19 protein-coding genes are annotated in these 16,987 nt (G+C 62.5%); 12 read left to right on the forward strand and 7 right to left on the reverse strand.

Annotation, left to right across the window (positions count from 1 at the left end):
* Nucleotides 1-150: 150 nt before the first annotated feature.
* Both ACGSLL_RS21615 and ACGSLL_RS21620 read right to left on the reverse strand, forming a co-directional pair.
* Complete coding sequence (locus ACGSLL_RS21615; protein WP_394507866.1) at nt 151-804, reverse strand: class I SAM-dependent methyltransferase; 654 nt, start codon at nt 802-804, stop codon at nt 151-153.
* Nucleotides 801-1,265 (reverse strand): YbaY family lipoprotein, encoded by a 465-nt coding sequence (locus tag ACGSLL_RS21620; protein ID WP_093097910.1) that lies wholly within the window; start codon nt 1,263-1,265, stop codon nt 801-803. The genes ACGSLL_RS21615 and ACGSLL_RS21620 overlap by 4 nt, the downstream gene beginning before the upstream one ends.
* Nucleotides 1,266-1,393: 128 nt before the next feature.
* Between ACGSLL_RS21620 and nrdR the strand changes: the two genes are divergently transcribed.
* The 12 genes from nrdR to ACGSLL_RS21680 all read left to right on the forward strand — a co-directional run bounded on the left by nrdR (nt 1,394) and on the right by ACGSLL_RS21680 (nt 10,219).
* Nucleotides 1,394-1,858: a transcriptional regulator NrdR gene (nrdR, locus tag ACGSLL_RS21625; protein WP_172833237.1), complete on the forward strand. Its 465-nt coding sequence runs from the start codon at nt 1,394-1,396 to the stop codon at nt 1,856-1,858.
* Nucleotides 1,855-2,985 carry a bifunctional diaminohydroxyphosphoribosylaminopyrimidine deaminase/5-amino-6-(5-phosphoribosylamino)uracil reductase RibD gene (gene ribD / locus ACGSLL_RS21630; protein ID WP_394507867.1) on the forward strand — a complete coding sequence of 377 codons (1,131 nt, stop codon included), beginning with the start codon at nt 1,855-1,857 and terminating at the stop codon, nt 2,983-2,985. The genes nrdR and ribD overlap by 4 nt, the downstream gene beginning before the upstream one ends.
* Nucleotides 2,986-3,032: 47 nt before the next feature.
* Nucleotides 3,033-3,695, forward strand: coding sequence for a riboflavin synthase (locus ACGSLL_RS21635; RefSeq protein WP_090286709.1), 663 nt, complete (start codon nt 3,033-3,035; stop codon nt 3,693-3,695).
* 21 nt (nt 3,696-3,716) lie between these two features.
* A complete protein-coding gene (gene ribBA, locus ACGSLL_RS21640) occupies nt 3,717-4,808 on the forward strand; it encodes a bifunctional 3,4-dihydroxy-2-butanone-4-phosphate synthase/GTP cyclohydrolase II (RefSeq protein WP_093097920.1) in 1,092 nt (363 codons plus the stop codon).
* 90 nt (nt 4,809-4,898) lie between these two features.
* Complete coding sequence (gene ribH, locus ACGSLL_RS21645; protein ID WP_258447870.1) at nt 4,899-5,375, forward strand: 6,7-dimethyl-8-ribityllumazine synthase; 477 nt, start codon at nt 4,899-4,901, stop codon at nt 5,373-5,375.
* Nucleotides 5,372-5,872, forward strand: a complete 501-nt coding sequence (gene nusB, locus ACGSLL_RS21650) for a transcription antitermination factor NusB (protein WP_039761889.1) — start codon at nt 5,372-5,374, stop codon at nt 5,870-5,872. Before ribH ends, nusB begins: the two co-directional genes overlap by 4 nt.
* Nucleotides 5,873-5,899: 27 nt before the next feature.
* Nucleotides 5,900-6,865 (forward strand): thiamine-phosphate kinase, encoded by a 966-nt coding sequence (gene thiL / locus ACGSLL_RS21655; protein WP_394507868.1) that lies wholly within the window; start codon nt 5,900-5,902, stop codon nt 6,863-6,865.
* Nucleotides 6,862-7,365 (forward strand): phosphatidylglycerophosphatase A family protein, encoded by a 504-nt coding sequence (locus ACGSLL_RS21660; protein ID WP_090286703.1) that lies wholly within the window; start codon nt 6,862-6,864, stop codon nt 7,363-7,365. Before thiL ends, ACGSLL_RS21660 begins: the two co-directional genes overlap by 4 nt.
* 31 nt (nt 7,366-7,396) lie before the next feature.
* Nucleotides 7,397-8,134: a substrate-binding periplasmic protein gene (locus tag ACGSLL_RS21665; protein ID WP_394507869.1), complete on the forward strand. Its 738-nt coding sequence runs from the start codon at nt 7,397-7,399 to the stop codon at nt 8,132-8,134.
* Nucleotides 8,135-8,385: 251 nt separating this feature from the next.
* Nucleotides 8,386-9,003, forward strand: a complete 618-nt coding sequence (gene ribA / locus ACGSLL_RS21670; protein WP_090286700.1) for a GTP cyclohydrolase II — start codon at nt 8,386-8,388, stop codon at nt 9,001-9,003.
* Nucleotides 9,000-9,419, forward strand: a complete 420-nt coding sequence (locus ACGSLL_RS21675; protein ID WP_394507870.1) for an MFS transporter — start codon at nt 9,000-9,002, stop codon at nt 9,417-9,419. The genes ribA and ACGSLL_RS21675 overlap by 4 nt, the downstream gene beginning before the upstream one ends.
* Nucleotides 9,419-10,219 (forward strand): cobalamin-binding protein, encoded by an 801-nt coding sequence (locus tag ACGSLL_RS21680; protein WP_394507871.1) that lies wholly within the window; start codon nt 9,419-9,421, stop codon nt 10,217-10,219. The genes ACGSLL_RS21675 and ACGSLL_RS21680 overlap by 1 nt, the downstream gene beginning before the upstream one ends.
* Before the next feature lie 135 nt (nt 10,220-10,354).
* Here the strand turns inward: ACGSLL_RS21680 and ACGSLL_RS21685 are convergent, their stop codons facing one another.
* From ACGSLL_RS21685 to ACGSLL_RS21705, 5 genes are all read right to left on the reverse strand, one after another.
* Nucleotides 10,355-12,238 (reverse strand): TonB-dependent receptor domain-containing protein, encoded by a 1,884-nt coding sequence (locus ACGSLL_RS21685; protein WP_394507872.1) that lies wholly within the window; start codon nt 12,236-12,238, stop codon nt 10,355-10,357.
* Nucleotides 12,239-12,394: 156 nt separating this feature from the next.
* On the reverse strand, nt 12,395-14,293 hold the full coding sequence (gene dxs, locus ACGSLL_RS21690) for a 1-deoxy-D-xylulose-5-phosphate synthase (RefSeq protein ID WP_394507873.1): 1,899 nt from the start codon (nt 14,291-14,293) through the stop codon (nt 12,395-12,397).
* A 91-nt stretch (nt 14,294-14,384) separates the two neighbouring features.
* Nucleotides 14,385-15,272: a (2E,6E)-farnesyl diphosphate synthase gene (gene ispA / locus ACGSLL_RS21695; RefSeq protein ID WP_394507874.1), complete on the reverse strand. Its 888-nt coding sequence runs from the start codon at nt 15,270-15,272 to the stop codon at nt 14,385-14,387.
* Nucleotides 15,269-15,511 carry an exodeoxyribonuclease VII small subunit gene (locus tag ACGSLL_RS21700; RefSeq protein ID WP_003228627.1) on the reverse strand — a complete coding sequence of 81 codons (243 nt, stop codon included), beginning with the start codon at nt 15,509-15,511 and terminating at the stop codon, nt 15,269-15,271. The genes ispA and ACGSLL_RS21700 overlap by 4 nt, the downstream gene beginning before the upstream one ends.
* Before the next feature lie 106 nt (nt 15,512-15,617).
* The gene (locus ACGSLL_RS21705; RefSeq protein ID WP_394507875.1) at nt 15,618-16,751 is read right to left on the reverse strand and encodes a Fic family protein; all 1,134 of its coding nucleotides are present in this window, start codon (nt 16,749-16,751) and stop codon (nt 15,618-15,620) included.
* Nucleotides 16,752-16,987 lie beyond the last annotated feature (236 nt).

Below are 16,987 nucleotides of genomic sequence, written 5' to 3' on the forward strand. Positions count from 1 at the left end.
ACGAAGCATTCTTTATCGGCGCTTTGGTGGAAGGGGTGGGGCGATGTCTCCCACGGTCTGTACTGCGGCTAACAGTCAGAAGCCAGCTTGAGGTCCCACCCACCCCTTCGAGTCCTACCATACAAGCCAGCCTGCTGGCGATGCTTTCAGCTAGCGCCGCGCATGGTAGAGGCTGACATGTCTGAATTCTTCGGGCTCGGCCAGATCGGGGAGGGTCATCGCCTCGAGCATCTCGATCCGCTCATATAGCGGATGCTGGAAATCCCGCACCCGCGAATCCGCCACCAGCGCCTCGCGGCCACGGTTGAGAAAGGCATCGAGCAGCGGCAGATTCGCCCGGTCATACAGCACGTCCGCGACCAGAATCAAATCGAAGCGATCGGCCTCGGCGAAGAAGTCGGTCGAATAATTCATCTCGACATCATTCAACACAGCATTCGCCCGACACGCCGCAATCGCCAGCGGATCGAGATCGCAGGCCACCACTTCCAGCGCGCCGGCTTTCACCGCCGCGATCCCGGCAATTCCGGAACCGGCACCGAAATCCAGCACGCGCTTGCCGCGCACCCACTCGGGAAACTCCGCCAGATAGCGCGCAACCGCCAGGCCGCTGGCCCAGCAGAAACTCCAGTAGGGCGGCTCATGCAGGATGCGCTGGGTTTCTTCCTGGCTGAATTCGCGGGCCATGTTGTCGCCGTCGATCAACCACAGCTGCAAATCGGTGCCCGGCAACGCGCAGGCTTTCAGGCGGGCGTCGCCGAGCAGTTCGCCCAAGGCTTGTTGCAGGTCGAGCGGTGCGGTCATGGGGCTTTGACAAATTGCAGTTGGCCCAGTGCCTGGGTGGTCGGCTGAGAAATGGTCTGCGACGGCAGGTGCAGAATCAACTGGCCGGACTGGCTGGCGCGACCACGCAGCTCAACCCGCGCACCGGCCGGAAACGCTTCGGGATTGAAGCGCAGGCGAAACGGCAGCAGCTGATTGGTGCCGATCAGACTGGAGCTGGCGAGCAGTTGTTGCGGGCGATCCTTTTCATCGATCACCAGCAGCGCCAGTTCGACTTCGGCCCCGGCGGGTACGCCTTGCAGGGTGCCGCTCAGCTCACGTTGATAGGCCGGCAGCGGGCCGAGTTCGGCGGCCTCTTTGGCTTTTTTCTGTGCCTGCTGTGGCGCAGGGCCCGGCGTTGGCGGCTGGGGCTTGGGTGCGTCGCTGCCACAGGCCACCAGCAGGCTGAAAAGACTGAGCAATACGAGCGGACGTAACGGCATTGGAGGCTCCGGCAGAATGAATTCCATGGATCAAACGATCATGCCGTTCTGTATACCGCAAAGGCTATGGCTTGTCTTGCCACCGGGATGCGCTACCATGGCCCTCCCTTTTTTTGTTGCCAGCCACCATGCACTGTCCCTTCTGCGGTGCCAACGACACCAAGGTCATCGACTCGCGTCTGGTCGCCGAGGGCGAACAGGTGCGCCGCCGGCGTGAATGCCTGGCCTGCGGCGAACGTTTCACGACGTTCGAGACGGCCGAACTGGTGTTGCCGCGCCTGATCAAAACCGACGGTAGCCGCCAGCCGTTCGACGAAGAAAAACTTCGTGCCGGCATGCAGCGCGCACTGGAGAAACGTCCGGTAAGCGTCGAACGCCTCGAATCCTCTCTGGTTCACATCAAGCACAAGTTGCGCGCCACCGGCGAGCGCGAGGTCAAATCTCTCGTCGTCGGTGAGCTGGTGATGGCCGAACTGCAAAAGCTCGATGAAGTCGCCTACATCCGTTTCGCCTCGGTGTACAAGCGCTTCCAGGACCTCAACGAATTCCGCGAAGAGATCGACCGCCTCGCCCGCGAACCGGTGCAAGAATGACCGCCGCCGAGCAGGCCATCCTCGACGCGCATTTCATGGCGCGCGCGCTGGAACTGGCGCGCAAGGGTCACTACACCACCCATCCCAATCCGCGGGTCGGCTGTGTGGTGGTGCGCGACGGGCAGATTGTCGGCGAAGGCTGGCATGAACGCGCCGGCGAACCGCATGCTGAAATTCACGCATTGCGCGCGGCCGGAGAGCAGGCTCGCGGCGCCACCGCTTACGTGACCCTCGAACCGTGCAGCCACCATGGCCGCACGCCGCCGTGCGCCGATGCGCTGGTGAATGCCGGCGTGGCGCGGGTGGTGGCCGCAATGCGCGACCCCAATCCGCAAGTTGCCGGGCGCGGTTTGCAGCGCCTGGCCGATGCCGGCATCGCCACCGAAAGCGGCGTGCTCGAAGCCGAAGCGCGGATGCTCAATCAAGGCTTTCTCAAACGCATGGAACACGGCTTGCCGTTCGTGCGGGTCAAATTGGCGATGAGCCTCGATGGCCGCACGGCGATGGAGAGCGGCGAAAGCCAGTGGATTACCGGCCCGGCCGCACGTTCGGCGGTCCAGCGTTTGCGCGCCGAGGCCGCGGTGGTGCTGACCGGCGCCGATACCGTGCTGGCCGACGGTGCGCGCTTGACCGTGCGCGCTGACGAGTTGGGGCTGGATGCCGAGCTAACCGCGCAAGTGATGAACCGGCCGCCGTTGCGCGTGTTGATCGACGGCCGCCTGCGGGTGCCGCTGGATGCACCGTTCTTCAAGGCCGGCCCGGCGCTGGTCGCCACCTGCGTGGCGGTCGAAGAACAGTACGCCAACGGCCCGGAATGCTTGATTGTGCCGGGTGACGATGGTCAGGTCGACCTGCATCAGCTGCTGCTGGAGCTGGCCCATCGCGGCGTCAACGAGGTGCTGGTCGAGGCCGGTCCGCGTCTGGCCGGGGCTTTCGCGCAGCTTGGTCTGGTCGACGAATTCGTGATTTTCATCGCTGGCAAGTTTCTCGGCTCCACGGCGCGTCCGCTGCTCGACTGGCCGCTGGCCTCTATGAAGGATGCGCCGCAGCTGAAAATCACTGAAATCCGCGCGGTCGGCGATGACTGGCGAGTCACTGCCCGCCCTGTCCCTGCGGCGCGCGTATAATTCCCGGCCATCGCCTTAGCGCTGGCCCCGTTCTCAAGGAGAACCCCATGTTCACCGGCATCATCGAATCCATCGGCAGCATCCGTGCACTGACCCCCAAGGGCGGTGATGTGCGTGTGCATGTCGACACCGGCAAGCTCGACCTGAGCGACGTCAAACTCGGCGACAGCATCGCCGTCAACGGCGTCTGCCTGACCGCGGTTGAGCTGCCCGGCAATGGTTTTGCCGCCGACGTCAGCCGCGAAACCCTTGATTGCACCGCCATGAACGACCTGAAAAGCGGCAGTCCGGTCAATCTGGAAAAAGCCCTGACCCCGACCACCCGTCTCGGTGGGCATCTGGTCAGCGGCCACGTCGACGGTGTCGGCGAAGTGGTATCGCGCAGCGACAACGCCCGCGCCGTGGAATTCTGCATTCGCGCGCCGAAGGAGCTGGCCAAGTACATCGCCCACAAAGGCTCGATCACCGTCGATGGCACCAGCCTGACCGTGAACGCGGTCGATGGCGCCGAATTCATGCTGACGATCATCCCGCACACCCTGAGCGAAACCATCATGGCGTCGTATAAGCCAGGTCGCCGGGTGAATCTTGAGGTCGACCTGCTGGCGCGTTATCTGGAGCGTCTGCTGCTGGGTGACAAGGCCGCCGAGAAGACCGCCGGCAGCACGATCACCGAAAGCTTTCTGGCCCAAAACGGCTACCTCAAATAATTCAAAAGAAGGGGGTGCCTTGTGGCGCTCAATAGCATCGAAGAACTGGTTGAAGACATCCGCCAAGGCAAGATGGTCATCCTTATGGATGACGAAGACCGCGAGAACGAAGGTGATCTGATCATGGCCGCCGAGTGCTGCCAGGCCGAACACATCAACTTCATGGCCAAACACGCCCGTGGCCTGATCTGCATGCCGATGAGCCGCGAGCGCTGCGAACTGTTGAAGCTGCCGTTGATGGCGCCGCGCAACGGTTCCGGCTTCGGCACCAAGTTCACCGTCTCGATCGAAGCCGCCGAAGGCGTGACCACCGGCATCTCCGCCGCGGACCGTGCGCGCACCGTGCAGGCGGCTGCCGCCAAAGATGCCAAGGCTGAAGACATCGTCAGCCCGGGCCACATTTTTCCGCTGATGGCCCAGGCCGGCGGCACCCTCGCACGCGCCGGCCACACCGAAGCCGCATGCGATCTGGCGCGCATGGCCGGTTACGAGCCAAGCGGGGTGATCTGCGAAGTGATGAACGATGACGGCACCATGTCCCGTCGCGCCGAACTCGAAGCCTTCGCTGCCGAGCACAACATCAAGATCGGCACCATTGCCGACCTGATTCACTATCGGATGATCCACGAACGTACCGTTCAGCGGATTGCCGAGCAGCCGCTGGACAGCGAACTGGGCCAATTCAACCTGGTGACCTATCGTGATTCGGTGGAAGGCGACGTACACATGGCGCTGACCTTGGGCACCGTTTGCGCCGAGGAGCCGACGCTGGTGCGCGTGCACAACATGGACCCGCTGCGCGACCTGTTGATGGTCAAGCAACCGGGCCGCTGGAGCCTGCGCGCCGCCATGGCTGCGGTCGCCGAGGCGGGCAGCGGTGTGGTGCTGTTGCTCGGCCACCCGCTCGACGGCGACGTGCTGCTGGCGCATATCCGCGAAACCGGCGATCAGCCGGCGCCGAAAAAACCGACCACCTACAGCATCGTCGGTGCCGGTTCGCAGATTCTGCGCGACCTCGGCGTGCGCAAAATGCGCTTGATGAGCGCACCGATGAAGTTCAATGCGATATCCGGTTTCGATCTGGAAGTTGTAGAATACGTGCCCTCCGAATAACGACCGGCTGTTTGCGGACTCCAATTCGCGGCAAATAATCACTGAGGGGCGCGTAACAGACGCGTCCCGGCTCTTTAAGAGAACTGACGAATGACCCTGAAGACCATCGAAGGTACCTTCATCGCCCCCAAAGGCCGCTACGCTCTGGTAGTGGGCCGCTTCAACAGCTTCGTGGTTGAAAGCCTGGTCAGCGGTGCCGTTGATGCCCTGGTTCGCCACGGCGTGAGCGAAAACGACATCACCATCATCCGCGCACCGGGCGCCTTCGAAATCCCGCTGGTTGCGCAGAAAGTCGCGCAGAAAGGCGAGTTCGCCGCAATCATCGCCCTCGGCGCGGTCATTCGTGGCGGCACCCCGCACTTCGAATACGTGGCGGGCGAATGCACCAAGGGTCTGGCTCAGGTGTCCATGGAGTTCGGCGTGCCGGTCGCTTTCGGCGTGCTGACCGTTGATTCCATCGAGCAAGCCATCGAACGTTCCGGCACCAAGGCCGGTAACAAAGGTGCTGAAGCTGCCCTGTCCGCTCTGGAAATGGTCAGCCTGCTGGCGCAGTTGGAGGCCAAGTGATTAGCGACGAAAGCGATCGTTTCAACCCGCGCGATCCGAAACCTGCGGATGCCGGCAAGCCCTCGAAAAGCGTCAAGCGTCGCGAAGCCCGTCAGCTCGCGACTCAGGCGTTGTACCAGTGGCACATGGCCAAGCAATCGCTGAACGAGATCGAAGCGCAGTTTCGCGTTGATAACGATTTCACTGATGTCGACGGCGCCTACTTCCGCGAGATCCTGCACGGGGTTCCGCAGTTCAAGACCGAAATCGACACCGCCCTGACGCCGTGCCTGGATCTGGCGATCGAGGAGCTCGACCCGGTTGAACTGGCGGTTCTGCGCCTGTCCACCTGGGAACTGCTCAAGCGCGTCGACGTACCGTACCGCGTGGTAATCAACGAAGGTATCGAGCTGGCGAAAGTCTTCGGTTCGACCGACGGCCACAAGTTCGTCAACGGCGTTCTCGACAAGCTGGCCCCGCGCCTGCGTGAAGCTGAAGTGAAGGCGTTCAAGCGCTGATCGGCGCTTGAACACTTTGTCTCAGCCATGGGCGAGTTTGAGCTGATCCGCAATTTCTTCGCCGCCGCGCCTTGTGCGCAGGGCGGCGAAGGCGTTGCTCTCGGGATTGGCGATGACTGTGCCTTGCTGACGGTTCCCGCCGGGGAACAGTTGGCCATTTCTACCGATACGCTGGTGGCCGGTGTGCATTTCGCCGACCCTTGCGATCCGTTTCTGCTCGGTCAGCGCTCGCTGGCCGTCGCGGTCAGCGACCTGGCCGCCATGGGCGCCACGCCCGTTGCCTTTACCCTTGCCCTGACTGTGCCGACGGTGACCGCCGATTGGCTGCAAGCCTATGCCCGCGGTTTGAACCGCATGGCGCAGAGTTGCGGCGTAGCGTTGGTTGGCGGCGACACCACGCGTGGGCCGTTGAGCCTGACGGTCACCGTGTTTGGCCGCGTACCCGCTGGCCAGGCGTTGACCCGCAGCGGCGCGCGACCGGGCGATCTGCTCTGTGTCGGCGGTGAGTTGGGCAATGCTGCCGGCGCGTTGCCGCTGGTGCTGGGGCAACGCGACGCCGCGGCCGAAATCGCCCAGCCGCTGCTCGATCATTACTGGTCGCCACAGCCGCAACTGGCCCTCGGTCAGGCTTTACGAGGCAAAGCCACAGCGGCGCTGGACATCTCCGACGGCCTGCTCGCCGACTGCGGTCATATCGCACTGGCGTCAAAGGTGCGACTTGAGATTGAACGCGAGCGTGTACCGTTGTCGGATGCCTTAGTGGCGTTTCTCGGGCAGCGCGGTGCCGAACGTGCGGCGCTCAGTGGTGGCGATGATTACGTGCTGGCCTTCACGCTGCCGTCCGACGAGCTGCCGGCACTGCTGGCAGCCGGCTGGCCGATCCATGTGATCGGCCGCGTCAGCGACGGCCAGGGCGTGGTGCTGCTGGATCGTGACGGTCGCGACATCACCCCGCATACCCGCGGTTATCAACATTTTCAGGAGACACCGTGACAGATCACCCGAAACAGGTTCCGGCTGAATTCGTGCCGCCGTCGGTCTGGCGCAATCCCTGGCATTTCCTCGCGTTCGGCTTCGGTTCCGGCACGCTGCCCAAAGCCCCGGGCACCTGGGGCTCGTTGGTGGCGCTGCCGTTCATTCCGTTGTGGCAGATGCTGCCGGACTGGGGCTACTGGCTGATGCTGGGCATCACCATGCTGTTCGGCTTCTGGCTGTGCGGCAAAGTCGCTGATGATTTGCGCGTGCACGACCACGAAGGCATCGTCTGGGACGAAATGGTCGGCATGTGGATCACCTTGTGGCTGGTGCCGGAAGGCTGGTACTGGTTGCTCGCGGGTTTTCTGGTGTTCCGCTTCTTCGATATTCTCAAGCCGTGGCCGATCCGCTGGATCGACAAACATGTGCATGGCGGCGTCGGCATCATGCTCGACGACGTGCTCGCCGGGGTGTTTGCCTGGCTGGCGATGCAGGGGCTGGTGTGGCTGTTCGCCTGATCAGGATCAGGGGCAAGTGAGGGGCAGGTAGATGTTGCGACGCGGGTTGGCGATGCTGGTTCTGGCTCTGTTGGGCGCGTTCGCCCATGCGCACGAAGCGCCACCGACGCCTGCGGTGATCCATCTGGCCAGCGAAGACTGGGAAGACTACACCGCCGCCGACGGTCATGGCCTCGCCTGGGACGTTCTGCGCAAAGTGTTCGAACCGGCTGGCGTGAAGCTGGACATTCGCACGGTGCCCTACACCCGGTCGATCGGCCTGGTGCAGTTGAAGGAAGTCGACGCGCTGGTCGGCTCCTACCGCGATGAAGCCCAGCAGGTGCTGTATCCGAAATGGAATTTCGATTCCGACCACATTTACGCACTGGGGCTGGCCAGCAGCCCCGAACCGACCCTGGCGACGCTGGGCAAATACCGCTTGGCATGGGTGCGCGGCTATCGCTACGAAAACTACCTGCCGAACATCAAGCGCTACAACCAGATCGAGCGGCGCAGCGGCATTCTGTCGATGCTCAAACAGGGGCGGGCGGATTACTACATTGACGCGCGGACCGAGGTTGAAGCCGTGGTGCGCGATGCGCCGGACCCGGCGCAGTACCGTTATTCGCATCTGGCCGAGTTGCCGTTGTTCCTCGGTTTCGCCGATACCCCGCAAGCCCGGGCGCTGATGGCGTTGTATGACCGGCGGATGGCGCAACTGGTCAAGAGCGACGAGCTGAAGCCCGTTTTCGAGAAGTGGAAGCAGCCGTATCCGTTCACCTCGAACTGATCGTAGATCTAATGACTGACGATGCACCTGTGGGAGCGAGCCTGCTCGCGAAAGCGGTCGATCAGTCATCACTTGGTTGACTGAACTGACGTCTTCGCGAGCAGGCTCGCTCCCACGGGGGTGGGGTGCAGGCCATTGTCATCAAACTTTTTGATCGTTATCGCCGATAATTCAGCCTAAGCGTCCACAGGAACCTGCTGTTACAATGCCGGCCTGCGAATTTTCAGAATTTTTAGATCAGGAGCACACCGGTGCCTGTCGTCTTTGTTGCCGCTTGCAAGCTGCCAACGCCTTATGCGCAATTCACCATGCACGGGTTTCTCGATGAAACGACCGGCCGCGAGCACGTCGTGCTGAGCCTGGGTGAAATTGCCGACGGCGCTCCGGTACTCGGCCGTTTGCACTCCGAATGCCTGACCGGCGATGCCTTGTTCAGCCAGCGCTGCGACTGCGGTTCGCAACTGGACGCCGCCCTGCAGGCGATCGCCCGCGAAGGCCGTGGCGTGCTCTTGTATCTGCGCCAGGAAGGTCGCGGCATCGGTCTGTTGAACAAGATCCGTGCCTACGAATTGCAGGACGGCGGCGCCGACACCGTTGAAGCCAACGAACGTCTGGGCTTTGCCGCCGATCAGCGTGACTACGCCATGTGCCTGCCAATGCTCGAACATTTGGGCGTCAAATCCCTGCGCCTGATGACCAACAACCCGCGCAAGGTCAAAGCCTTGACCGAGATGGGCATCGTCGTCGCCGAGCGCGTGCCGCTGCACACCGGCCACAACCCGCACAACAAACTTTACCTGGCGACCAAGGCCAGCAAGCTCGACCACATGATGGGCAACGAGCATCAGGGCGAGGTCGACCGCGCGTGACGCGCGGACAGGTGCGGCGCCGATTGTCGGTGGCCTGGTGGCAATACCTGGCGCTGGCGCTGTTGCCGCTGTTCGTCATCAATGCGTTGTTCGGCGCGGGCGAGGGGCTGCTGCCGGTACTGGCGATGCCGTTGTTCATTGCCGGTGTCGCGTCGATGTTCGTCAGCCTGAAGTTTTTCGGCCGCTACAAGCATGCGCTGATCGCCACGCAAAAAGCCCTCGACACGCCCGATGAGCCGGCCGCGTGGATTGCGCTGGCAGCGCGCCGTCGTGCGGCGCTCCTTGTCGCTTCCTTGCCGGCGTGGATCGGTACGCTGGCAGTGTTCGTCGGCCTCGAAGCCGTGCCGCTGATGTTGCTGGCGCTGTCCACGGCAGTGCTGTTTTACCTCTACCGTATTCCGCGTCAACTCGGCTGATGCGCCGGCTCTGGCTGGCGGCTCTGCTGCTGATCAGTGCTGGCCCGGTGTTGGCCGAGCTGCGCGTGGTCAGCCTCGCCCCGTCGCTGTCGGAAATTGTCGTTGAACTCGATTCAGCCGACCTGCTGGTCGGCGTGCTCGATGCCGGCGAGCGCCCCGAGTCAATCGCGCATGTGGCCTCGGTTGGGCGATATGGCCAGCTCGACATCGAGCGTTTGCTCAGCCTCAAGCCTGACCTGTTGTTGCTCTGGCCCGGCAGTGTCGGCGCGGCGCAGCGTGATCAGCTCAAGCGTCTGGGTATTGCGACCTTCGTCGCCGAGCCGCACTCTTTCGAACAACTGATAAACCAGATCGAAGCCATTGCCACGCGCCTGGGACGACCGGAGCGCGGCCTGAAGCGCGCGGATTCCTTGCGCCAACAACTCGCCGATCTGCGCCAGCGCTATCGCCGTGAGGTGCCGTTGCGGGTGTTCTATCAGGTCTGGGACACGCCGCTGTACACCATTGGCGGCGGACAGATCATCAGTGATGCGCTTGAGGTCTGCGGGGCGCGCAATGTCTTCGCCGACCTGAGTTTGCCGGCGCCGCAGGTGAGTATCGAGGCGGTGTTGCAGCGTGATCCCGAGGTGATACTGGCGGGGGATCAGCCGCAGCTGGAGGCGTGGGAGAGCTGGCCGCAGGTGGCAGCGGTAAAGCAGGGGAAGTTGCTGTTGGTGACTGACAAAGGTCTTGAGCGCCCCAGTGGCCAAATGATCAGCGCCACTGCCAAGCTTTGCCGGTTGATTGCGCCCGACCATTGAGACCGCAGCGCCTGCATCGCGAGCAGGCTCGCTCCCACATTTGATTGGGTTTTAACCCCCGAGTTTGAGTGCAACAGAGATCCACTGTGGGAGCGAGCCTGCTCGCGAAGAGGCCCGCAAACCACCAAAAAAGGATCAGAGCTCCGGCGTCCAGGTCACCCCAAACATCCACACCCGACCTTCTTCGCGATACCCATACTGGCTGCCGTCATAGCTGTAATTGGCCCGGCTGTAACCCTTGTCGAAAACGTTGTCGACCTTCAAGTCCAGCTTGATCTCGCGATTCAGCGCCCAACTGCTGCGCAAGCCGAACAGCGCATAGCCACCCAATGATTGCTGGTTGTCGCGATCGTCATAACTGCTGCTTACCGTCTGCCAGCTCGCGCCCAGGCTCAAGCGGTCGAACTGCCGATCCAGATCCCAGTTCAGCGTTCGCCGCGCACGGCGCGCCAGGGTGTGCCCGCTGTCGCGGTCACGCGGGTCGATGATCGAAACGCCGAGATTGCTCTGCCAACCGAACAGGTCTTGCTTGAGTGCCGCTTCAAAGCCATTGATCCGTGCCGAAGCGACGTTTTCCGGGCGTGAATTGCTGCCGAAGATGATCGCGTCTTCCAGGTCGGTCCTATAGATCGACGCTTCGAGGCGGCTGCTGTCGCTCAACTGGCTGCGCCATTGCAGCTCGTAGCTTTTCGAGGTTTCCGGTTTCAGATCGGGATTGCTGAAATCCGGGTAGTAGAGGTCATTGAAGGTCGGCGCGCGGAAGCCTTCGCTGTAGCTCAGCAACACATCGTTGTCCGGGTTGAGCGGCAATGTGAAGGTGCCGCTCCAGGTGTTCTGACTGCCGAACTGCTGATTGTCGTCATGGCGCAGGCCCAGCTCGGTGGAAAAGCTGTCGCCCTGGTAGCGATGCTGGATGAAGGCGGCGCGGTTCCAGCGGCTGTCCTCGTCGAACGCGGTGCTGCTGTTGATGCGGTCTTCGTACCAGTCGCCGCCGAGAATCAGGCTGTTGCGCGCATCAAGGGTCAGGTCGTTCTGCCAGTTGACCGAGTCACGATAGGTGTTGAACACCGTGCGCTCGTCGCTGAGCTTGTCGAAGGTTTTTTCGCGATTCTCTGTGTGGCCAAACTCGACACGGGTTTTCCAGCGTTCATTGACCCGCGCGTCGACGTAGCTGTTGAGGCTGCTGACGTTGAAATCGCTGTAGGGCTGTTGCTGGTAGGACTGCTTCGTCGCGAAGTCATATCTACCGAATGGGCTGTCGAATTCGCTTTTGCCACGGTTATCCAGCAGATTGGCGCCGACCTCGATGTCGTCGGTCAGCGCATGGCTGAGGCTCAGGCTGATGGATTGGTTGCGGTAGGCGTCGTGATCGCCGTCGCTCGGGTAGGAGTCGTGAGTGCGGTCGATGCCGGCGCTTTCATCGAGGCTGGCACCAAGGTTGAAGCGGGTTTTATCGTCGCCCCCGGACAAACCGAGGCTGCGCTCCCAGCTCTGGTTGCTGCCCAAGCCCATGTGCAGGCGTGGCTGCAAGCCTTGACCGGTGCCGCGGCGGGTGAAGATCTGGATCACCCCGCCAATCGCATCGCTGCCATAAATCACCGAGCGTGAGCCGCGCAGCACTTCGACGCGTTCGATCTGCTCGATATTCAAATGCTGCAGATTGCTGTCACCGGACGTCGAGTTGCCGATGCGCTGGCCGTCGACCAGCACCAGACTCTGCGCCGACTGTGTGCCGCGAATGTAAATGCCCGGCAGGCTGCCGCGCCCGCCAGTTTGTGCCACTTGCACGCCGGGTACGCGGCGCAGCAGGTCAGGGACGTCGCTCGGTTGCAGGCGATCAATGTCTTCGCGAGTGAACACGGTATTGGCGGCGCTGCTGTCGTTGCGGGCTTCGACCTGGCGGTTGGCGCTGATCAGCATGTCCGGCAGCTTCAGGGCCTGGTCGCGCTCGAAGGTGTCGGCGAAGGTGTTGGCGGTCGGCAGCAGGAAGAAGGGCAGGGCGAGGCGCGAGAGGTTCATCGACATTCCACAGGTATTTCAGGTGTACACACGAAATCAGGGTTTCACAAAACACTGTGGGAGCGAGCCTGCTCGCGAAAGCGGACTGCCAGTCAAAGTAGTGTTGACTGATGGGCCGTATTCGCGAACAGGCTCGCTCCCACAGGGGTATTGCGTTTACTGGTCGAGCAATGCCAGCCGTTGGCGAATCGATGCTTCGATCCCGGCCTCATCGAGCCCGCATTCGGCGAGCATTTGCGCCGGCTTCGCATGCTCGACATAGATATCCGGCAAGCCCAGATGCAGCATCGACTTGAGGATGTTCTCGCGCGCGAGGAATTCGCTGACCGCGCCACCGGCGCCGCCCATGATCGCGTTTTCTTCGATAGTCACCAGCAGCTCGTGGCTGCCGGCGATCTCGCGAACCAGGGCTTCGTCCAGCGGTTTGACGAAGCGCATGTCGACCACCGTGGCATCAAGCTTCTCGGCGACTTTCAGCGCTTCGGCCAGTTGCACGCCGAACACCAGCAGGGCAACTTTGCTGCCCTGACGGCGGACGATGCCTTTGCCGATTTCAATCGGTTCGAGGTCTTTCTCGATGGTCGCGTTCGGGCCGTTGCCGCGCGGGTAACGCACTGCCGCCGGGCCGTTGTACAGGTGGCCGGTGGTGAGCATCTTGCGCAGTTCGTTTTCATCGCTCGGCGTCATGATCAGCATGCCCGGGATGCAGCGCAGGTACGACAGGTCGAAGCTGCCGGCGTGGGTCGGGCCGTCTTCGCCGACCAGGCCGGCGCGGTCGATGGCGAACAGCACGTCGAGATTCTGTACCGCGACGTCATGCACCAGTTGGTCGTAACCGCGCTGCAGGAACGTCGAGTAGATCGCCACCACCGGTTTAGCACCTTCGCAGGCCATGCCAGCGGCGAACGTTACCGCGTGTTGCTCGGCAATCGCCACGTCAAAATAGCGCAGCGGGAAGCGTTCGCTGAACGCCACCAGATCAGAGCCTTCCTTCATTGCCGGGGTAATCCCGACCAGACGCGGGTCGCTGGCGGCCATGTCGCACAGCCACTCGCCGAACACCGCCGAGTACTTCGGCCCGCTGGCGGCTTTCGGCGCGGCGGCCGGCGCGTCCAGTGGCTCGAGTTTGGTGATAGCGTGGTAACCGATCGGGTCGACTTCCGCCGGGGCGAAGCCTTTGCCTTTCTTGGTGACGATGTGCAGGAACTGCGGGCCTTTCAGATCACGCATGTTGCGCAGCGTGGCGATCAGGGTCGGCAGGTCGTGGCCGTCGATCGGGCCGATGTAATTCCAGCCCAGCTCTTCGAACAGCGTGCCCGGAACCAGCATGCCTTTGGCGTACTCTTCGGTGCGACGGGCGATTTCCCAGGCGCCCGGCAGGCGCGACAGGACTTTCTTGCTGCCTTCGCGCATGCTCGCGTAAGTGCGGCTGGAAAGGATCTTCGCCAGATAATTCGACAGCCCGCCGACGTTGCGCGAAATCGACATGTCGTTGTCGTTGAGGATCACCAGCATGTTGGCATTGACTTCCGGCGCGTGGTTCAGCGCCTCGAAGGCCATGCCGGCAGTCAACGCGCCATCGCCGATCACCGCGATGGCCTTGCGATCGCTGTCCTGCAGGCGGGCGGCAATCGCCATGCCCAGCGCGGCGCTGATCGAAGTGCTGGAGTGGCCGACGCCAAAGGTGTCGTACTCGCTCTCGGAGCGGCGCGGGAACGCGGCAATGCCGTCCTTCTGGCGCAGGCTGGCCATGCGCTCGCGACGGCCGGTGAGGATCTTGTGCGGATACGCCTGATGGCCGACGTCCCACAGCAACCGGTCGTCCGGCGTGTCGAAGACGTAATGCAGCGCGATGGTCAGCTCGATCACGCCCAGGCCGGCACCGAAATGCCCGCCGGTCTGGCCGACCGTGTAGAGCAGTTCCAGGCGCAACTCATCGGCCAGGGTTTCCAGCTCGGCTTCGCCTAACCGGCGCAGGCCGTCCGGCGTGTTCGCGCGGTCGAGCAGGGGCGTGGTCGGGCGCTTGCGGGGAATCTCATGAAACGTCGTGGGCATCAGGCGAATCGTTATAGGTATAGAAGATGCGGCAGTTTACCTGATGCATCGGCCCCTGCCCACGCGTTGGTCTTTTTTGGCCGATTCGCCGTCAGTTGCGCCGCTCGACGATATACCGGGCCAGCTCACGCAGCGGCTCGGCCGCCGCGTCAAACGGTCGCAGGGCGTGCAGCGCCTGATCACGCAGCTCCAGCGCATAGGCCTTGGCCGCGTCGAGGCCGAGCAGGGCCGGGTAGGTCGGCTTGTCGCGCGCGATGTCGGCGCCCTGGCGTTTGCCGAGGGTCGCGGTATCGCTTTCGACGTCGAGAATGTCGTCCTGGACCTGAAACGCCAGACCGATGGCCTGTGCATAAGTTTGCAAGGATTTCAGTTCGTCCGCCTCGGCCCGGCCGCTGGCGAGGGCGCCCAGGCGCACGCTGACTTCGATCAGCGCGCCGGTTTTGTGCCGATGCATCTGTTCGAGGGCTTTCTGATCGAGTTTCAAGCCGACCGAGCCAAGATCGATGGCCTGGCCGCCGACCATGCCCGCCGGGCCTGCAGCCTGCGCCAGCGCGGTGACCATTTGCAGGCGAATGTCGCTGCTGCAATTGCTCAGACGCGGGTCGAGCAGGGCGCTGAACGCCAGACTCTGCAAACCGTCACCGGCAAGAATCGCGCACGCTTCATCGAATTTTTTGTGGGTCGTCGGTTGGCCTCGACGCAGATCATCGTCGTCCATCGCCGGCAGATCATCGTGTACCAGCGAATATGCGTGAATCAGCTCCACCGCGCAGGCCGCGCCGTTGGCTTGCTCGGCCTTGCCACCGAGCGCTTCGCACGCGGCGTAAGCCAGCAACGGGCGCACGCGTTTGCCGCCGTTCATCACGCTGTAGCGCATGGCTTCGTAGAGCCGCGCCAACTCCGGCAACGGCGCATTGAACAGACTCTCCAGCGCCGCGTTGACTCGGGCCTGGCTGGTCGCCGAATACGCTGCAATCATTCTGGCTGTTCCGCGTCGAAGGGTTCCTCGGCGAGTTCGCCATCGCGCTCCAGCAGCACCTGGACCTTCTGCTCGGCCTGCGCCAGCGCCGCCTGGCAATCACGGGTCAGACCGATGCCCTGCTCGAAAGCGGTCAGCGAGTCTTCCAGCGACAATTCACCGTTCTCCAGACGCTCGACCAGTGTTTGCAGGTCGGCGAGGGACTGTTCGAAATCCAGTGCAGCTTTTTTGCGGGCCATGGCGGCAATTTCCGGTAGACGTTAAACCGGCGCGACACTAGCAGATAGGGGGGGTATGGGCAAATGAGCGGCGCTGGCGCCGGGTGCAGACTCAATGATTCAGGGATCAGTCCGGATAGTTGATTCGATAGCGTGTGCTGCGGCCCCCTCCGGGCAATCGCTGCAGGCAGCCCTTGTCCAGCAGCTCGGCGAGATGGCGGGTCGCGGTGGCTTTCGACACCTTCGCCACCGCCTGATATTGCCCGGCACTGATGCCCTGTTCAAAACCGCGGTCGCCGCCGTCCAACAGCCCATTGAGCACCTTCACCTGTTCGACGGAAAGTTCCGACTCGCGGTGCGCCTGCCAGAAGCGGGTCTTGCCGAGAACGCTGTCGATGCGCGCGATCGCCTGGCGCAGACTGCGCAGCAAGGTTTGCAGGAACCAGTCGAGCCACTCAGTGATGTCCAGCGTGGCTTTCTGACTCGACTCCAGAATTCGGTAATAGCCCGAGCGATCTTCGAGGATGCTTGCCGACATGGCGTAGAAACGGATCGCCTGCGCCTCACCCTGAGCCAGTGCCAGATCGGTGATGGTGCGGGTCAGGCGGCCATTGCCGTCATCGAATGGGTGCAAGGTCACAAACCAGAAATGCGCGATGCCGGCGCGCAACAAAGGGTCCAGTGCAGTTTGATTCCGGCTCGCTTCGAACCAGTCGAGGAACTGCTCCAGTTGCCGTTCAAGACCTTTGCGCGGCGGCGCCTCGAAATGCACGGTCGGGCGATCAATGCGACCGGACACTACCTGCATTGACTCGTCGCCGCGCAGCGCGCCAACGTGCATCGCTCTCGCGTTAAGGTCGTTTTCCTGATCAGGGAATAACCATCGGTGCCACTCAAGCAAGCGCGCGCAGGTCAGCGGTTCGGCAAAGCGCCGGGTCGCATCGAGCATCAGTTGTGCCAGCCCCTCACTGCGCGGACTGACGCTAGTCCCGTCAACCAGTTCCAGGCCCAGACGTCGAGCCAATGATGAGCGTACCGAGCCGACGTTGAGTTGTTCACCCTCGATGGCCGAAGAGGTCACGATGTTCTGCAGCAGGGCGTCGAGTTCGGTCTGCGCCCCCAGGGCATGACTGACCGACCCCGCCATGCCCATCAGCTGACCTTGCGCCTGCACGCATTCGCGCAACACACCCGCCAAGCGTTCTGTCTGCCAGTTGAAGTCCGGCCAATCGGGTTGCTGCCAGATCCATTGAGTTGCCATTTGAATGCCTGCGTCGGTTCATGAGCCGAATACAAAAGCTATTCGGCTCATCTAGTGAGCCGAATATGACGGCTATTCGGCTCATCGTCCACTGGGTTGGCGCAATTCCTACAGCAAAAGCACATGTATCCGATTGTTAAAAAACCGCCGAATCGCTAATCTTCGCGCCTTCGACGACCCGCATTGGCGGGTTCATCAGACGAAACGCAGTTCACCGCTGTGAAGCGCCGAGGATC

Source organism: Pseudomonas retamae, from assembly GCF_043496865.1.
GTDB lineage: Bacteria > Pseudomonadota > Gammaproteobacteria > Pseudomonadales > Pseudomonadaceae > Aquipseudomonas > Aquipseudomonas retamae.

Excerpts from the sequence above, each read along its gene's own strand:
- ACGSLL_RS21635 (WP_090286709.1), top strand. The coding sequence starts at position 3,033 with ATGTTCACCGGCATCATCGAATCCATCGGCAGCATCCGTGCACTGACC.
- ispA (WP_394507874.1), bottom strand. The coding sequence starts at position 15,272 with ATGATTGCAGCGTATTCGGCGACCAGCCAGGCCCGAGTCAACGCGGCG.
- ACGSLL_RS21705 (WP_394507875.1), bottom strand. The coding sequence starts at position 16,751 with ATGGCAACTCAATGGATCTGGCAGCAACCCGATTGGCCGGACTTCAAC.
- thiL (WP_394507868.1), top strand. The coding sequence starts at position 5,900 with ATGGGCGAGTTTGAGCTGATCCGCAATTTCTTCGCCGCCGCGCCTTGT.
- ribH (WP_258447870.1), top strand. The coding sequence starts at position 4,899 with ATGACCCTGAAGACCATCGAAGGTACCTTCATCGCCCCCAAAGGCCGC.
- ACGSLL_RS21615 (WP_394507866.1), bottom strand. The coding sequence starts at position 804 with ATGACCGCACCGCTCGACCTGCAACAAGCCTTGGGCGAACTGCTCGGC.
- ACGSLL_RS21665 (WP_394507869.1), top strand. The coding sequence starts at position 7,397 with ATGTTGCGACGCGGGTTGGCGATGCTGGTTCTGGCTCTGTTGGGCGCG.
- ACGSLL_RS21685 (WP_394507872.1), bottom strand. The coding sequence starts at position 12,238 with ATGAACCTCTCGCGCCTCGCCCTGCCCTTCTTCCTGCTGCCGACCGCC.
- nrdR (WP_172833237.1), top strand. The coding sequence starts at position 1,394 with ATGCACTGTCCCTTCTGCGGTGCCAACGACACCAAGGTCATCGACTCG.
- ACGSLL_RS21620 (WP_093097910.1), bottom strand. The coding sequence starts at position 1,265 with ATGCCGTTACGTCCGCTCGTATTGCTCAGTCTTTTCAGCCTGCTGGTG.
- ACGSLL_RS21680 (WP_394507871.1), top strand. The coding sequence starts at position 9,419 with ATGCGCCGGCTCTGGCTGGCGGCTCTGCTGCTGATCAGTGCTGGCCCG.
- ribD (WP_394507867.1), top strand. The coding sequence starts at position 1,855 with ATGACCGCCGCCGAGCAGGCCATCCTCGACGCGCATTTCATGGCGCGC.
- dxs (WP_394507873.1), bottom strand. The coding sequence starts at position 14,293 with ATGCCCACGACGTTTCATGAGATTCCCCGCAAGCGCCCGACCACGCCC.
- ACGSLL_RS21700 (WP_003228627.1), bottom strand. The coding sequence starts at position 15,511 with ATGGCCCGCAAAAAAGCTGCACTGGATTTCGAACAGTCCCTCGCCGAC.